This is a genomic window from Dactylosporangium sp. NPDC051485 (assembly GCF_040682015.1).
Classification (GTDB): domain Bacteria; phylum Actinomycetota; class Actinomycetes; order Mycobacteriales; family Micromonosporaceae; genus Dactylosporangium.
Map to the genome: position 1 here is coordinate 92,916 of NZ_JBFAZW010000019.1, position 16,093 is coordinate 109,008.

Sequence of the window (16,093 nt, forward strand, 5' to 3'; positions counted from 1 at the left end):
GCAAGGTGTCTATGCAGGCAACCGATTTCGTTCAGCATCCGGGCTCTATGCATCATGTGTATGCGGATCATGCAAAAGTCGGCATAGCCAACCGTCCGAAACCGATAAAGGATGTGACACGAATTGATCATTCTCAGTGGTCCGGTCGAGTGACGGTACTCAGCCGCGTTGGTGAAGGGAGCGTGACGTGACAGCGCAGCGACTCGTCAGGCGAGGACTGACGGATGGTTCCGACGTCTCGCGGACCGTCTTGCTACCAGGTTCGGTCGGCGTCAACCAGCGTCTCGCCCCGACGGACTTGAAGACCGCGGATGCGGACCTGCACCACGCGAGGGAACTGGCACGGCACCCATTCAGCTTGGCTTCGACGCTGGTCTGCGATGGCTGTGACCAGCCGCTACAGCCTTCACGTGCGCCGGATGGTCAGCGCGTGTACCTGTTCCTGTGCGGCTGTCGGCGGGACTTTGTTGACGCCGAGTTGGTGGAGCGGCTGGCGCGAGATCGTGTGGAAGCGGCTTCTTCACGGCCGGCCGACTTCGGGGCCGACGGGATCGGTTCAGTGTTCAGAAACATCTTCGCATCGGTGCGAATCGGGCATGGGCCGGAGGATCTGCAGTTCGTCTGGCGGATGTAGGGCTTCTGGTCGCCGTTTCTGCGTTGGCTGGGGCGGCGGCCAGATTTCAGCACGCACAACCTGTGAGTTCGGCATTGGCGCGTCAGGCGGTGACGCGCGGATGAGTCATGCCCGCCGGCGGCCGGTCGGCGGTTCGCGAAGTCGTTTGGGAGGACACGATCGTGAGTACGACACAGCGGCTACCGGTCCCGGCGGGCGGGGCACCAGTGCAGGGCAGCGGGTATCGGCCGGAGTTGCGCCGAACCCTCGGGCTCAGGGACCTGGTGGTGTACGGCCTCGTGTTCATGGTTCCGATTGCACCGTTTGGCATCTTCGGCTCCGTCTACACATCGTCCGGTGGCATGGTTGCCCTCGCGTATGCGGTCGGTATGGTGGCGATGCTGTTCACGGCGGCGTCGTACGCGCAGATGGTGAAGGCGTTCCCGCTGGCCGGGTCCGTGTACAACTACGCCGGCCGCGGGATCGGCGCACCGGTCGGGTTCCTGGCCGGGTGGGCGATCCTCCTGGACTACCTCCTCGTGCCGAGCCTGCTGTATCTGATCGCATCGGTGGCGATGCACGCCACAGTCCCGGCGATCCCGGTGTGGGTGTGGCTGATCGGGTTCGTGCTGTTCAACACGATCGTCAACGTGTACGGCATCAAGATGACCGCCCGGATCACGCTGGTCATGCTCGTCGGCGAGGCGATCGTCCTGGTCGTCTTCCTCGCCGCTGCCGCGCTCGCGCTGCTGGACGGCAGGGGTCATGGGTCGGTGTGGTCGCCGGTGTTCAACTCGGCGACGTTCACCTCGGCGGTGGTGTTCGGGGCGGTGTCGGTGGCGGTGCTGTCGTTCCTCGGCTTCGACGGCATCTCCATGCTGGCGGAGGAGAATCGCGGCGGTGCCGGGCAGATCGGCAAGGCGATGCTCGCGGCGCTCGGTCTGGCCGGGTTGCTGTTTATCGCCCAGACGTGGGTGGCGGCGCTGCTGGTTCCCGATCCGGCGGGGCTGCTGGCCAACGGCGACCCGGACGGGGTGGCGTTCTACGACGCCGCCAAGGTCGCGGGCGGCTCCTGGCTGGCCACACTGACTGCGGTCGCCACGGCGATTGCGTGGGGTGTCGCGAACTCGATGGTTGCGCAGGTCGCGACGTCCAGGTTGCTGTTCGCGATGGCGAGGGACCGGCAGTTGCCCAAGTTCCTGCGCAAGGTGTCGATCAAGCACGGCGTCCCGGCGAACGCCATCCTGCTCACCGCCGTGCTGTCGGTGGCGATCGGCCTGTACATGGCGTGGCGGTCGGACGGTATCGCGTTGCTCTCCTCGCTGATCAACTTCGGAGCGCTGTGCGCGTTCCTGGTCCTGCACGTGGCGGTCGTCTGGCACTACGTGGTCCGGAACAAGTCCCGGAACCTGTGGTCGCATCTGCTGTTGCCGGCGGCGGGGTTCGCGGTCCTCATGTACGTCGTGATCAACGCCAACGTCGCCGCGCAGCGTCTCGCGCTGATCTGGCTCGGCGTCGGTGTCCTCGTCCTGGCCGGCCTCTACGCGGCCGGTCGCCGCCCGACTCTGTCCGGGATGACCGCGTCGGCGTCGAAGGACGCGGCATGAACGGCGACCTGAACGGTGGCATGAGCGGCCTGCCGAAGGTCGTCGAGCATGTGCTGACCGAGCCGGACCTCACCTACCAGTTCGGCGGCCGGTACCCGATCGCTGAGGTCCTGCCCGGTCAGGTGCTGCGCACCAGCACCGAGGACTGCTTCAGCGGCGCGGTCCGCACCGTGGATGACCTGCCGTCGAAGGTGTGCCAGCAGTTCAACCCGGTCACCGGCCCGTTCCGGGTCCCCGGCGCCGAACCCGGCGACACCCTCGCCCTGCACTTCATGGAGATCCGCCCGGCCCGGGACTGGGGCATGTCAGCGACGTTCCCGCACTTCGGTGCCCTGACCGGTACGCACACCACGGCGATGCTGCACCCGGCCCTGCCGGAGATCGTCTGGCAGTACGACATCGACACCACCGCCGGGATGATCCGCTACCGAGCCCGCCGCGGCGACTACACGGTGGAACTGCCGCTCGATCCGATGCTCGGCACCGTCGGTGTCGCCCCCGCCGCCGACGAGGTCCGCTCCAGCATCGTGCCCGACGTCCATGGCGGGAACCTCGACACCCCGGAGCTGCGCGCCGGGACCAGCCTATACTTGGGGGTGAACGTGCCGGGGGCGATGTTCTCCCTCGGGGACGGGCACGCCCGGCAGGGTCAGGGCGAGGTGTGCGGGGTCGGGGTGGAGACCGCGATGCACGTCACCGTCGCCGTCGACGTCATCAAGGGCGTGCCCACACCGTGCCCGCGGATCGAGACCGATTACCAGCTCATCTCGATCGGTGCGGCCCGTCCGTTGGAGGACGCGTTCCGGATCAGTCAACACGACCTGGTCACCTGGACTGCCCAGCTGACGGGTTTGGATCCCCTGGACGCCTATCAGCTCGTTTCGCAGGCCGGGCGTGCCGCTCCGGGCAATGTGTGCGATCCGAACTACACGATGCACGCCGCGATCGACACCGCCGTTCTGCATGGCGCGACCGGGTATGGCGGGGTCCATCAACGGCTGCGGGACCTGGCCCGCGGGCTGCTGGCCACCGAGCTGTTCGGGACTTCACCCGGAACGATGTCCGGGACGATGCGGTGAGCGACGATGACCCGCGCAATCGGCGAACCCGTACCGACGATTCGTCAGCCGCTGCGGGTGGAGCTGTATTTCCTCGCGCACAACGACGCTGGCGAGCCGCTCGCGCATCACCGCGCGTTGTCGGTCGCGTTGGCCGGTGCGGTCCTGGCGGACCTGGCCGCGCCGGTGGCGCATGTGCAGGTCGTGTACGGGCAGGTGCTGGTCCGCACGTGGCAGCTGACCGGCGACCCGGTTGCGGATTGGGCGCTGCGGGTGTTGCAGGCGCACCGGACACCGCCGGTCGCGCACGACGCCGAACGTCGACCGTTGATGCTCCGCGACGCGGTGCGGGAACTGGCCGTCGCCGCGCACGAACGCACCAGGGCAGGGTTGATTGCTGGGGACCTGGTCCGTGAAGTGGTGCGCCGGCGGCTGGTCGGCACGAAGGTCCGCACGTACCCGCCGACCGACGACCGGGTCATTCCCCGGGTCCGGGGCCGGCTGCGCAGTGTCCTGACCGGGTTCACGAACCCGGACTGGCAGACCGACGCGCTCGGCGGCATGATCCGTGCCCTGGACCTGGTCTCCGAGCTGTACCTCGACGAAGCCGACCTGGACATCCCGGCCTTGCTCGGCGGCATGGTCGACCGGGTCGGACAGCTGTACCCGGCGGTGCAGGAGATCATCGCCGCCACCGATGAGCTCGTCGCTGAGGCAGCGGTGTCGGTGTACGGCTGAGTCGACGCAGCCCGGCGGGTGGCGAACTCGACACGGGAGCCCAAGTCGGATCGCTGGTCGAGTCGCTGGTCGAGGAGTCCAACGGCGGCAGCCCATGCCACTGGACGGGCGGCGGTGCACCTCCACCGCCGAAGGCAGCCGCCGTCCACGCGGGGTGGCCACAGCCTGGCGCCTCCCACAGGCTGCGGCCACCCCGCACCCGCCCACACCGACATCGGACATCACGCGGAGGACCTGATGGCGGAGCACAACACACGCCAGCACAACCGGGACGGCCGGTGGGCTAGTCCGGAGATTCGCGACGACACGATCCGCCGCTACGTCGACGGTCACGAGTCGCTACGCCAGATCGCCGCCGCGGTCGGGTGCAGCTACGGCACCGTGCACCTGGTCCTCACCACGTCCGGCGGGGCACTGCGGCCCGGTGGCGGCTCCCTCGCCGCGCCCGAATCGGTCACTCGACGTCCGGAAGCTCCAACCGTGACGACTGCTGCCCCAGTACACGACACAACCTCGTCCCATCGTCCTTGGAGCCGATCGTGACCAGCACGATGACCACCGCGCTGACCAGCACACCGCTCGCGGCGGCAGCAGCCTCGACGACCGTCGGTGACATTGTCGCCCGATTCCATGACCTTGCCGTCCACCACGGCGACCGGATCGCGGTCATCGACGCGCACTGCACGGTCACGTTTGCCGACCTGTGGCAGGCGGGGTACGAGTTCGTGGCCAGACAGCAGCCCGGCGACCGGACGGTGGTGCCGGTCCCGGCCCGGCCGATCGCCGCGACGATCATCGCGGCCCTCGGCGTGTGGCTTACTGGGGGTATCCCGATGCCGGTGCCGGCCACGGCCCGCGGGAAGCAGGTCGATGCGGCGGCGTTGCAGGCCGACAGTGTGGGGCACTGGTGCCAGCCGTGGCGGGCGCACCTGCACGCCGACCACGGCGGCGACCGGCACGTCTACATCACCGGCGGCGAACCCCCGACCAGCCCTCGGGTCGCCGATGCGATCGGGCTCACCGCCGGTGGCACCGCACTGCTGTGCGCGCCGCTGTCCGTCGCGGCGGTCTTCGACACCGCCGTCCGGCAGCTGCTGTACGGCGGCACCGTCGTGCTGCGGCCGGAGTTCAGCCCGGACGATTGGCTCGCCACCGTCGTGGAGACCGGCGCCGACTGGGCGCTGCTGGCCGCCGGGCAGGTGATGGGACTGATCCAGCAGCAGGCTGCACTGGCCGGATGGCTGGAAGTCGTCACCCGAACCTTGCGCCGGATTGTCGTGCCCGCGGCGGTCCCAGCCACGAACGCCACCTTGCTCGCCGCCCTGACCGCCCGGACCGGCGCGACCGTCAGCACGTGGTACCACGCGCCGACCTACGACGGCGCGTTCAGCCAGTCCGACGGGTCCCCGGCCACGCTGACCCCGCTGCCCGGCCTGCACCTGCGGACCGCCGATCCGGCCGGCAGGCCGACGCTGCCCGGCGTGGCCGGGCTGATCGAAGCGTCCAGCAGCAGCGGCGCCACCGCACACCGCGCAGACCAGCCGTGCATGCCAGCCGCGCAGTGGCGGACCAGCGGCGACATCGGCACCCTCGATGCGGACGGCAACCTCACCCTGCACCGTCTCGACGCGGCTCGGCGCTACCTCGCGTCCGAACCCACCACCGATAGCACCGACATGGCGAAGGTCAGCGTTGCTGCGCTGCACCAAACCCTCACCGCACATCGCGGCATCGCGTCCCACGCCGTCTACGTCGTGCCCGACGCCCACGGCGAACCCCGCGCACAGATCCGGGCATGGTCCCGAACAGGGCTGACTCCGGCCGCCGTCGCCCAGCATTGCACCGCCCATGGCACCCCGTGCCGGCCCGAACACATCACTGTCACCAGCGTGGGTGCCCGATGAGCCGGCCCACGACGCGTCTCGGGACTGTCGCCGTCGAGCACGGCAGCGGACCGACATGTTCGCGCCGCCGTCGTCCATGCCCGGCGGGCGACCCGATCCACGGCACGATGCCGCCGTCGGCATCGCCTACCGCATCCGACTTTTGCGCCAGGGTCGCCCGGATCCTGAGCACGTCCGCCGATAGGGCAGCGCTGTTGCCGCTCGAACCGGCCGGTTGCGACGACGCCTGCGCGATCCCTGCCGTCTATGACCGGGCCACCGGCGGCTGGCGGCACCTCACCGACCTGCGGGAGTGCCGGCGTCCGGGCGCCGCACCGACCGGAAGCGAAGTCCGCCAATGAGCCAGCCATGTCGATCTCTCGACGGTGCGGGCAGCGACGTGTTGGCCGCCGCCCCGCTCGGCAACCCGCCGGTCACGACGCTGGGCGCTGCCGGTTGGGACACGGCCGTCGAACTCGCCTCGAAGCTGGCGGAGACCGGCGCGGAACATCAGGCCGCCGAACTGCTCGCCGGCCCGCTCAGCAGCCTTGACCCGGCAATAGCCCGCCCGGATCACCGGGTCATCGCCGCCGCGATCCTCTACGCCCGCTGCGTCGACCCGATGCCCAATCTTGTCCCTGACGATGTCGCGTGGGCGACCTACGCCCATCGGGCGGCCCGCACCCTGCACGGCGCCGATCATCCGGACGCGATGAGGGCCGCCGATGTTCTGGTGTTCGTGCTCCTCACCCGTGACCGCAGCGGCGAGGCGGAAGCGTTGCGCCGGGAGCTGATCCAGCTGCACCTGGACCGCGGTGACGTTGACGCGCACCTGGAGGCGCGGATGGGTCTCGCTAGGCAGTTGCATGACGAGGGCCGCTGCGGCGACGGCATCCGGCAGGCCACTGCTGCCTGGCAGCAGTGGATCGCCAGCCACGACCCGACCGCCGAAGGATCGGCGCCGATGGCGGTGTCCCTGACGCAGCTGCTGCTGGACTGCGGCCGGCTCACCGAGGCGGAGACGGTCATCGAGACCGCGGGCCTGCATCGTCATGCGCAGCACAGCCAGACCGGCCGCGCCTACCGCGACGTCCTGACGATGCGTGCCACGGTACGGCGCTGCTCGGCCTGTACCCGCACCGCCGACCGCACGCTCACCGCCGCCGGCCGGAGTACCTGATGGACAGCGACCAGCCCACCCCGAGCCCGACATGAACGGCAGAAGTCCATGGCCAAGCGCATCACCTACGCACTCGACGACGACCTCGACGGAACCCCAGCAGACGAGACCGTCCCGTTCGAACTGGACGGCACCGCCTACACGATCGACCTGTCCAAAACACACGCCGAGGAACTCCGGGAAGCGCTCGACCCGTTCGTGCAAGGTGCGAGCACCGTCCCACAGCAGGAAACCGCCCGGGTTGTGCCGTCCTGGTCAACGCGTCGGGGCCGGCCAAGCCGCCCGACCAGCCGCCCCACCAGTAGCCCGGATCAAGGTCCGCCGGATGCCGCGCAGCGCAAGGCGGTCAACACCGCCATCCGGGATTGGGCTCGTGGTGCCGGCTATGAGGTGGGCGACCGCGGCCGGATCAACAAGACCGTCGTGGAGGCATACCACCAAGCCAAGGCCGGTCAGGGCTCGTCACCACAGCGTTGACCCCGGACTCGCGACGCCCGCCAGCCACAGAGCCGCCGACCTGCGCTGTCGCCAAAAGCCTCCTCCGTGATCACGTAGCACAAGGTTCACGCGTGTCACCGCCCAGGTCGGCTTACGGCTCATCCACTACCGACTATCAGGGAGCGAATCTCAATGCTCGGCCTGCCAGACCTGCCACGGCGACCCCGCCGACTGCGCCGCGCGGCGGTACCCGCCGCCGTCGCAGCGATCCTTGTCGTGCCCGCGGCGCTCGCCCGCACCACGGCACCGCAGCAGCCAGATACCGCCGCCGTCGCGTCCATTCCTGCATCCCCTGCGGCGACGTCGGGCACGCCGACGCCGGTCTCTCCAGTGCCGGCGAGACCGGTGTTGCTCGCCTTGGCCGACAGGCTCGCCGACGCGCCGGCCGACACGGCTCCCGGTGCGTACTCCTACATCGAGACCCGATCCTGGGCGAATGTGAATGGGCTGACGGGACCGATCGGTAGCAGTATGACGTTCGTCCAGGTGGTCCACTACCAGCAGCTGTGGCGGGACGGTCACGGCAACGGGCGTATGACGGTCATGGACGAGACGTCCGGGTGCGAGATCGAGAGTGGCTCCGGCAGTTGGAGCGGCAACCAGCAGCGGGAGTTCTTCGGCCCCCCAGCGGTCACCGACCCGGTCAAACTCCGGCAGCAGCTGTTGGCGGGGAGTGGGCCCAGCTCACCGGGCAGTGAGGGTGTCTCGCTCACCGGTGGCGTCGCCGGCACAGCGGAGCGAGAGACCCTGCGCCGCCCGGTCCGCGCCGCGATGCTGCAGCTGCTCGCCGACATCCCCGGGCTGCTGGTGCGTCAACCGGTCACCGACCGAGCCGGCAGGCCCGGGATCGACGTCATCCTGCCCTACCTCGCCGAGCAGAGCACCCCGACCGAACACACGTTGACGTTCGACCCGGCCACCGGCGTCCTGCTCGCCAGCTCCTACCGACTGACCGGCCCATCAGCCAGCAGCGGCTCAGCACAGACAGACCAGAACATCGCGATGTTCCGGGCGTCGTTCGACAACGCATACCGGCTGTACCTGACCAGCACCTTCACCCCAACCAGCAGTGCCCCAGCACCAGCATGTGTCCCCGTGACCAGCAGCCCAGCCCGCTAACAGGCCAGCGGTACGGCCGACCCGTCCCCGGCGCTCATCACGAAACCGCGCGCTACCGCCACTTCGACCAGACCGCGCCTATTCACGCCCCACACGCATCCGGGAGACCTGAGCATGACTGTCGCCACCCGCATGAGCCGCCGGGTCACCACTGCGGCGGTCGGTCTCGCCGCAGCACTCGTGCCGTTGGCCGGCCTCGCGACCTCCGAGGTCACGGACGCAGCCCCAACCCCTCGACTCGGCGGCACCGAACGTGGCGCGGTGTCATTCGTGCCAGCCCCACCTGCCGGCACGACACCACAGGGCATGCTCCTCGACATCGCCCAGAACGCCCAGTCAACCGCGAGCGACCGGCAACCCGGCACCGCCAGCTGCCTGCACCTGACGCGCTGGGACCACAGCCCCGGCGACCAGGTCATCGAGACCGACTCAATCCGGCACGTCAACCCGGACGGCTCCGGCCTGCTCCTCCAGCAGACCACCTCGTTCCAGCCGACCCCACCCGCGGTGACGCTCTTCGCGGCCGGTGAACTCCGCAGCCCCCTCGGTGAGCCGATACCGACCGACGCGGTCCGCCTCAGCAACGCCATCACCGCGGTCACCCCACCCGGCAGCGGCTCGACCGCCGTCGTCGCCGTCCTGCTCGACCTGACCAGCATCCGCACCCTCGACCTCGCCGAACGCGTCACCGTCGTCCGGGTCCTGGCGATGCAGCCAAGCGTCACCTACCTCGGGCGGATACCCGGCCGCGACGGCGGCACCGGCCACGCGTTCCGGTTCGACGACAGCAGCAGCGACCCGATCGACGTGTACCTCGACCCGCACACCGGCGACATCCTCGGCTACCGGCTCGGCGGACGCACCGCGCTGCAACCGAGCACGACCACGCTGATCCTGCGCCGAACCCGGTGCGACTGCCCACCACTGCCCCGGATCCGCTTCGTCGGCGCGGTGCTACTTATCAACATCCCACCGTCGGCCAACTGCGCCACCCCGCCCGGCGTACCGACCTTCTACCCGGCCGACACGCAACGAGGAACACGCGCATGACGACACCAGCACCCTCAACACCCTCCGCCCAGCCGGCCGCCGCAGACGCCGACGGGACCGCGAACCTGCGGATCGACACCAGCGTTCCGCACCCAGCTCGCCGCTACGACTTTCTGCTCGGCGGCAAGGACAACTTCGCACCCGACCGCGAATCCGCCCGGCAGCTCATCGCCGCGTTCCCGGCCGTGCGGACCGCCGCGTTGGAGAACCGGCGATTCCTCGGCCGGGTCGTGGAGTACCTGACCGCCGAGGCCGGCGTACGGCAGTTCCTCGACATCGGCACCGGTATCCCCACCTCACCGAACGTCCACGAGATCGCCCAGGCCATCGCCCCGGACGCTCGGGTCGTCTACGTCGACAACGACCCCATGGTCATGGTCCATGCCCGCGCCCTACTTACCGGCAACACCCCCGACAGCACCGCCTACATCGAAGCCGACATCCGCAACCCAGACACCATCCTCGACAGCCCCGAACTCCACCAGACCCTCGACTTCACCAAGCCCATCGCACTGCTCCTCATCGCCGTCCTGCACTTCCTCGAAGACAGCGACCAGCCATACAAGGCGGTGTCGCAGCTGCTCGACGCGCTCCCGCCCGGCAGCTACGTCGCACTGTCCCACGTCACCTTCGATGCGCTACCGGACGAGGTTCGTCACTCGCTGACCGCTCTGGCGGACCCGGCCGCCGGGCACGGTCCGTTCCGTGCCCGGACCCGCGGAGAAGTCGCGCAGTTCTTCAACGGTGTAGACCTGCTCGAACCGGGCCTCGTGTCGATCGTGGAATGGCTACCCGAACGCGAACCGCGACCACAGACCAGCTGCGCAGCCGAAGCCATGGCCTACGGAGCCGTAGGACGGCTGCGATGACGACGCACTCATTTCTGTTGGCACTGCGTGCTCACGCCACTACGATCGGCAACGACTCCGGCAAATAGTTACAGACGTCGACAGTCACTCCATCAACTGTAAGGTAGGAACATGTCGCTCCTTGTGACCGAGTGGAGTAAGGCTCAGCCTGGGGCACGTGTCGCAGGATTAGCGACAGCCGATGTGCAGTCGGTATCTGGCGTCAAGGATCTCGTCGCTGCGGTGCTCGAACACGGCCTGGTGGTTCTGCCGAGTCAGCCGCTAGCGATTATGCAGGTGTTGGCCGAGACCGTCGGTACGGCCGAGGTCGTGCTTCCCGTCGAACACCGGTACCCAGGCTCGGAGAGTCTGAGATTGCAATCCAATGTTCCAGGCGTCGGTGTCAACGGCGGAGGCCACTACTGGCACGCAGACGGTTCCTGGCTGCCGCGATCGATGGATCTCACACTGCTGGCCTGCATCGAGGCGCCGTCGGAGGGCGGCACCACGTCCTTCGTCGACGCCGCCGCGGTGTACGACGACTTCGATGACGAGTTCCGAGAGTTCGTCAACGGGCTGACCGGCAGCTTCCCCAACCGTGAAGTCCTGAGGGCCGACCTGCAGGCGATGGGTCTGAACTCGCAGGAGATGCTCGACAGGACCGTGGATGTGACCCATCCGGCCGTCCGAGTCCATCCATACACTGGGCGCCGCGCCTTGATCGTCAACGAGGTGTGGATGCGCGGCATCGTCGGGATGAGCGACGATGCGGCTGACCCTGTGCTCAGCGATCTCGCCCGGCGGGTGGAGCGTTCTTCGTTCCGGTACGTGCATCGTTGGACGGCTGGCGATCTGCTGATCTGGGACAACCACCGGGTTCTGCACAAGGCGGCCCCGCCACCGGCGGGGACGGTCAAGACGACGGTTCGCGCGCGGGTGCCGCAGCTGGCCGACCGGTGGCTTCCGTGACGCCTGACGTGCTCGGAACGGTACAACCAGCAATCGGCCTGCCGGTCCACCTAGCTTTCGACGATATGGCCGAACGGTTCCCGGGCCGCGTGGCGATCCGGTCCCGCGGCGGAGAGATCTCCTACCACGTACTACGCGCGATGACCGACGCCGGTGCCGAGTTGCTGGCCGCGCGCCGCGTCGGTCCTGGAGACCGGGTCGCCGTGATGATGGACCGCACGCCGGCCGCGCTCGCGGCGCTCCTGGCTGTGCTGAAGACCGGCGCCGCTTACGTGCCCATCGACCCGGCGCTTCCCGTACGGCGTCTTGAGAGCATCCTCACGGCCACCACGCCGGCGGCAATGATTGGCACCCGTCGGACGGCTTCGGCTGCCATAGCCAGCATCGACGCCGTCGAGTTCGCGAGCGCCGTCAGCTGCGCGGCAGGCGCCGACGCTCGCCTGCGCGTCGCGGGAGAGGTCGCGTACGTAGTGACCACGTCCGGCACGACGGGCGTCCCTAAGCCGATCGTCACCACCCACGCGAACCTGACCTGGTCCCTGACAGCGCTGGCGCAGCACCTAGGGCTTTGCGACGCCGATGTCTTCCTCGCACGGACGTCGCTGACCTTTGACCCGCATACGGTTGAACTGCTGCTGCCGCTTTCGCTGGGCGCGTCGATCGCGTGGGCCACCCCGGAAGAGTCGCGGAATCCGTCAGCGGTCGCCGCACTCATTGACACATACGGAGTAACGGTTGCCCAGGGCACACCGAGCTTCTGGCAGTTGATGGCCGCTACCCGCTGGGTGCCGTTGAACCCACTGAAGCTGCTGTGCGGCGGTGAGGCGCTGTCGCCGGCCCTGCAGCGAAAGCTCCTGAGTGCTCCTGGGGTGTCTGTATGGAACGTGTACGGCCCGACGGAGACCACCGTTTGGGCTGGGGCGCTTGAGATGACCGCGGACGAACCGCCCCGGATCGGTGGACAGCTGCGCGGGTCGAGCTGGGCCGTGCGTAACGCGGCCGAGGCATCAGTGGCAATCGGGGAGGTTGGCGAGTTGTGGATTGGCAGCCCCGGTGTCTCGCCTGGCTACCTCGGGCGGCCAGAGCTGACCGACCGGGCATTCCGGGCAGTGGATGGCGGGTTGGAAGGACTGCGCAGCTACCGCACCGGCGACATGGTTCGGCGCCGCGATGATGACACGTTCGATTACGTGGGGCGGGTCGATCGGCAGCGCAAGGTGCGCGGTCACCGGGTGGAGCTCTCCGAGATCGAAGTTGCACTCGCTTCCTGCGCCGAGGTTGATGCAGTAGCTGTGGTCGTCGCTCCTGCCGGCACGCTGCGGGCCGTAATCGCGACGAAGGAGCAGAGTCTGCTGGGCCTGTACGCCAGGCTGCGGATCGCTGCGCAGGCCCAGCTACCCGAGAACCTGGTGCCGGCTGAGTACGCGTTCGTCAGCACGCTGCCGCTCGGGCCGACCGAGAAACTAGACGAAGGCGCCCTGCTCAACCTGACACTGTTCTGCCCAGACGATAGGCCGTCGCTCGACATGAGCGATCGGATGGTGCGATCGGTCGCCGACACTCTGGCGGACGTCCTCGGCGGCCGGTCAATCGACCAGGACGTGCTCCTGGCCGACGTCGGTGTCGACTCGCTGAACCTGGTTCAGTTGCAACTGCGGCTCAGTGAGGCGTTCGGCCAAGCCCTCGACCTGGCTACCCTGCGGATGGCCTCGTCAGTGTCCGGGATCGTAGACGCTTACAGGGCCTTGGATCGTAAAGACAAACGGCCCGGCGGACCGGCGAGGCGCGACCGGGTCACGCTTCCGCTCACGCCCGCCCAGCGCCGGGTCCTGATCGGCGCGGCCGGCCAAGTGCGGGAGGACAACATCCTGCAGCTGCTGGTCTCCACCGATGCATCGGTGGAGACGGTCACGTCGGCCGCCCACCGGTTGCTCGCCACCGTTGACGTCTTCTGCCTCAACGCGATCGACTTGGCCTCCGGCATGCCCAGCCAGACGTTCAGCGCCGAGCCCACCATCGGGGTCGAGCAGTGGCCGGCACGGGACACCGCTGCGGTGGTGGAGGCTTTGCGCTGCGCTCGGGACCAGCTCAACGTCGGGCAGGGCCGGTTCTGCCGCTGCGTCGTCGGGACGCTTGACGGGCGCACCTTTCTCTACCTGGCCATGCACCACGTTATCGCCGACGGGGTGTCGCTGGAGGTTGTGAAGGCGCTGCTGGGCAGCTTCCTCGCGACGCCCGCGGCGGCGCTGGCCGCGACTCCGTTCGCGACCTGGGCTCGGATTGCCCGCGAGCGCAACGTTGTCGATGCGACCATCGCCGCGCACTGGCGCGACCTACTGCGGCTGGAGACGCGGACTGGCGCGACATCGGATGAGGTGGTTGCACGTCAACGGGCCCGGCCGCAAGGTGCCGATCCGATCGCGTGGACGATCCACAAAGCGGTCGCCGGCCTGTCAATGCCCAGCGCCTCCCGGGCGGCTCACGACCTGGTCCTCGCCGCGTCGGTACATCAATACGGTGTGCAGCGTGGCGTCCGCGAGGTCGGCTGCAGAGTGGTGGAGAGCGGTCGTGGCCTCTACGACGACCTCGATGACGGCCTTACCGTCGGGATGCTGTCGCACCATCACCCCATCGTTGTGCCGACCGGATCCACTCCGCGCGACACGCTCGTAGCGCTGCAGAACGAACTGGCGCGGGCCGCAGACCGTGGCAGCTCCTACGAGTGGCTTCGCGCCGACCCGACCTGGGGCAGGGGTCTGCCGGCATTGTCGGAAATGCAGTTGTATGTTAACTATCTGCCTGATTTGCCAGCCGCGCGGCTGGTAGACGAGACATGGCGGTTGGCTGATGGCGGCGAGCAGCGTCAGGTTATCCCCGGCATAGCGTTGGTGATCCGTCCCGCTGCGGACGGACTGCACGTGACCTCGCACTACAACGACGTTGCATGGCAAGCCTCAGCCGTCGAGGAGTTCCTCGATGGGTTCGCCGTGTCCGCGGCAGAGCTCGCCGACATGGCGCTCCCGCTAGGCGTACTGGTTACCGAGCCAACTGGGCAGAGACGTAAAGTGGTGGCCCATGGCCACAGCTAATCGAGGCTCGGTCCTCACGTCTCAGAATACTGACTTCCCGCGCTGGTACCAGGAGGTGCTGGATAAGGCGGAACTTGCCGACAACGGACCCGTCCGGGGGACGATGGTAATTCGTCCCTATGGCTACTCGCTCTGGGAGCGAGTTCAGGCGGAGATCGACACACGGATCAAGCTCACTGGTGCCGAAAACGTGTACCTTCCGCTGTTCATCCCCGAGAGCTATCTCAAACGTGAGGCCCAGCACGTCGAGGGATTCAGCCCGGAACTCGCTGTGGTGACACATGCGGGCGGGAAGGCGCTGCCCGAGCCGCTTGTCGTCCGCCCGACCAGCGAGACGGTGTTCGGTGAGTTCATGTCGAAGTGGGTCCAGAGCCACCGAGACCTGCCACTGCTATTGAATCAGTGGGCGAACGTAGTCAGATGGGAGCTGCGGCCGAGGCTGTTCCTGCGCACGACCGAATTCCTTTGGCAGGAGGGCCACACCGCCCACGCCACGGTCGAGGATGCAGCTGCGTACACGCTCCGCATCCACCTCGACGTCTACCGGGACTTCCTACAAAACGTGCTCCGCCTGCCAGTTCTTGTCGGCGTGAAGACCGCCCGTGAGCGATTCGCCGGCGCCATCAACACCATGTCGTGCGAGGTCATGATGGGCGACGGCAAGGCGCTACAGATGGCGACAAGCCACGAACTGGGGCAGAACTTCGCGAAGGCATTCGACATCACCTACACCGACGCGGCCGGGCAGCGGCAGCACTGCTGGACCACCTCATGGGGCAGCAGCACCCGCATCATCGGTGGCCTGATCATGGGGCACGGCGACGACCATGGCCTCGTCATCCCGCCGAGGCTGGCTCCGATCCAAGCGGTGGTCCTGGCAGTCAAGGGCGAGGAGCACGTCCTGGACGCGGCTCGTCGGCTGACGGACGAGCTGACCCGTGCCGGCGTGCGAGCGCGGGTAGATCTGCGGACCGATCAGGGATTCGGCCGGCGAGTGACCGACTGGGAGCTGAAGGGCGTGCCGGTGCGGATCGAGATCGGTCCACGGGATGTCGCAAATGGCGAGGTCAGCGTGATCCGTCGAGACACCCGCGCGAAGGTCACAATCCCGGCCGCGCAGGCAACGACAACCGTGGCGCAGCTGCTCGACACCGTACAGGCGGATCTGTACGAGAGCGCCAACCGGCGACTGACGTCGCGCATGGTCGAAACGGAGTCACTGGAGGAGGCGCGGGAGGCCGCCCGCTCGGGATTCGCCAGGATCCCGTGGAAGATCCTCGGCCTGCAAGGCGAGCGTGCCCTGGCCGAGGACGCCATCAGCGTGCGCTGCCTGCAAACCACAGACGGCGCGGTACCGCAGGACCCGGATGCCGCCGATGTCGTTGCGGTGGTGGGCAGGAGCTACTGACGCAGGGCGAGCTGCACGGCGGGGTCGGCAAAT

Annotated in this window: 13 protein-coding genes; all 13 read left to right on the top strand. The window is 68.2% G+C overall.

From position 1 onward, the window contains the following. Positions 1-187: 187 nt before the first annotated feature. The 13 genes from AB0M46_RS13805 to proS all read left to right on the top strand — a co-directional run bounded on the left by AB0M46_RS13805 (position 188) and on the right by proS (position 16,060). Positions 188-634, top strand: coding sequence for a hypothetical protein (locus tag AB0M46_RS13805; RefSeq protein WP_363335715.1), 447 nt, complete (start codon positions 188-190; stop codon positions 632-634). A gap of 206 nt (positions 635-840) precedes the next feature. Next, entirely contained in the window at positions 841-2,220 is a 1,380-nt protein-coding gene (locus tag AB0M46_RS13810) for an APC family permease (RefSeq protein ID WP_363335766.1), read from the top strand. Between the two features lie 20 nt (positions 2,221-2,240). Continuing rightward, positions 2,241-3,299 carry an acetamidase/formamidase family protein gene (locus AB0M46_RS13815; protein ID WP_363335768.1) on the top strand — a complete coding sequence of 353 codons (1,059 nt, stop codon included), beginning with the start codon at positions 2,241-2,243 and terminating at the stop codon, positions 3,297-3,299. A 6-nt stretch (positions 3,300-3,305) separates the two neighbouring features. Continuing rightward, a complete protein-coding gene (locus AB0M46_RS13820) occupies positions 3,306-4,016 on the top strand; it encodes a GPP34 family phosphoprotein (RefSeq protein ID WP_363335716.1) in 711 nt (236 codons plus the stop codon). 539 nt (positions 4,017-4,555) lie between these two features. Beyond that, positions 4,556-5,920: a hypothetical protein gene (locus AB0M46_RS13825; protein WP_363335718.1), complete on the top strand. Its 1,365-nt coding sequence runs from the start codon at positions 4,556-4,558 to the stop codon at positions 5,918-5,920. A gap of 379 nt (positions 5,921-6,299) precedes the next feature. Then, positions 6,300-7,079, top strand: a complete 780-nt coding sequence (locus AB0M46_RS13830) for a hypothetical protein (RefSeq protein ID WP_363335719.1) — start codon at positions 6,300-6,302, stop codon at positions 7,077-7,079. A gap of 48 nt (positions 7,080-7,127) precedes the next feature. Further along, complete coding sequence (locus AB0M46_RS13835; RefSeq protein ID WP_363335721.1) at positions 7,128-7,556, top strand: Lsr2 family protein; 429 nt, start codon at positions 7,128-7,130, stop codon at positions 7,554-7,556. A 153-nt stretch (positions 7,557-7,709) separates the two neighbouring features. Beyond that, positions 7,710-8,696, top strand: a complete 987-nt coding sequence (locus AB0M46_RS13840) for a CU044_5270 family protein (protein WP_363335723.1) — start codon at positions 7,710-7,712, stop codon at positions 8,694-8,696. Between the two features lie 270 nt (positions 8,697-8,966). Further along, complete coding sequence (locus tag AB0M46_RS13845) at positions 8,967-9,746, top strand: hypothetical protein (RefSeq protein ID WP_363335725.1); 780 nt, start codon at positions 8,967-8,969, stop codon at positions 9,744-9,746. Further along, positions 9,743-10,615 (top strand): SAM-dependent methyltransferase, encoded by an 873-nt coding sequence (locus AB0M46_RS13850; protein ID WP_363335727.1) that lies wholly within the window; start codon positions 9,743-9,745, stop codon positions 10,613-10,615. Before AB0M46_RS13845 ends, AB0M46_RS13850 begins: the two co-directional genes overlap by 4 nt. 111 nt (positions 10,616-10,726) lie before the next feature. Beyond that, entirely contained in the window at positions 10,727-11,563 is an 837-nt protein-coding gene (locus AB0M46_RS13855) for a TauD/TfdA family dioxygenase (RefSeq protein ID WP_363335729.1), read from the top strand. Beyond that, the gene (locus tag AB0M46_RS13860) at positions 11,560-14,652 is read left to right on the top strand and encodes an amino acid adenylation domain-containing protein (RefSeq protein WP_363335730.1); all 3,093 of its coding nucleotides are present in this window, start codon (positions 11,560-11,562) and stop codon (positions 14,650-14,652) included. Before AB0M46_RS13855 ends, AB0M46_RS13860 begins: the two co-directional genes overlap by 4 nt. Next, positions 14,639-16,060, top strand: a complete 1,422-nt coding sequence (proS, locus tag AB0M46_RS13865) for a proline--tRNA ligase (protein WP_363335732.1) — start codon at positions 14,639-14,641, stop codon at positions 16,058-16,060. The genes AB0M46_RS13860 and proS overlap by 14 nt, the downstream gene beginning before the upstream one ends. The last annotated feature ends 33 nt before the right edge of the window (positions 16,061-16,093 follow it).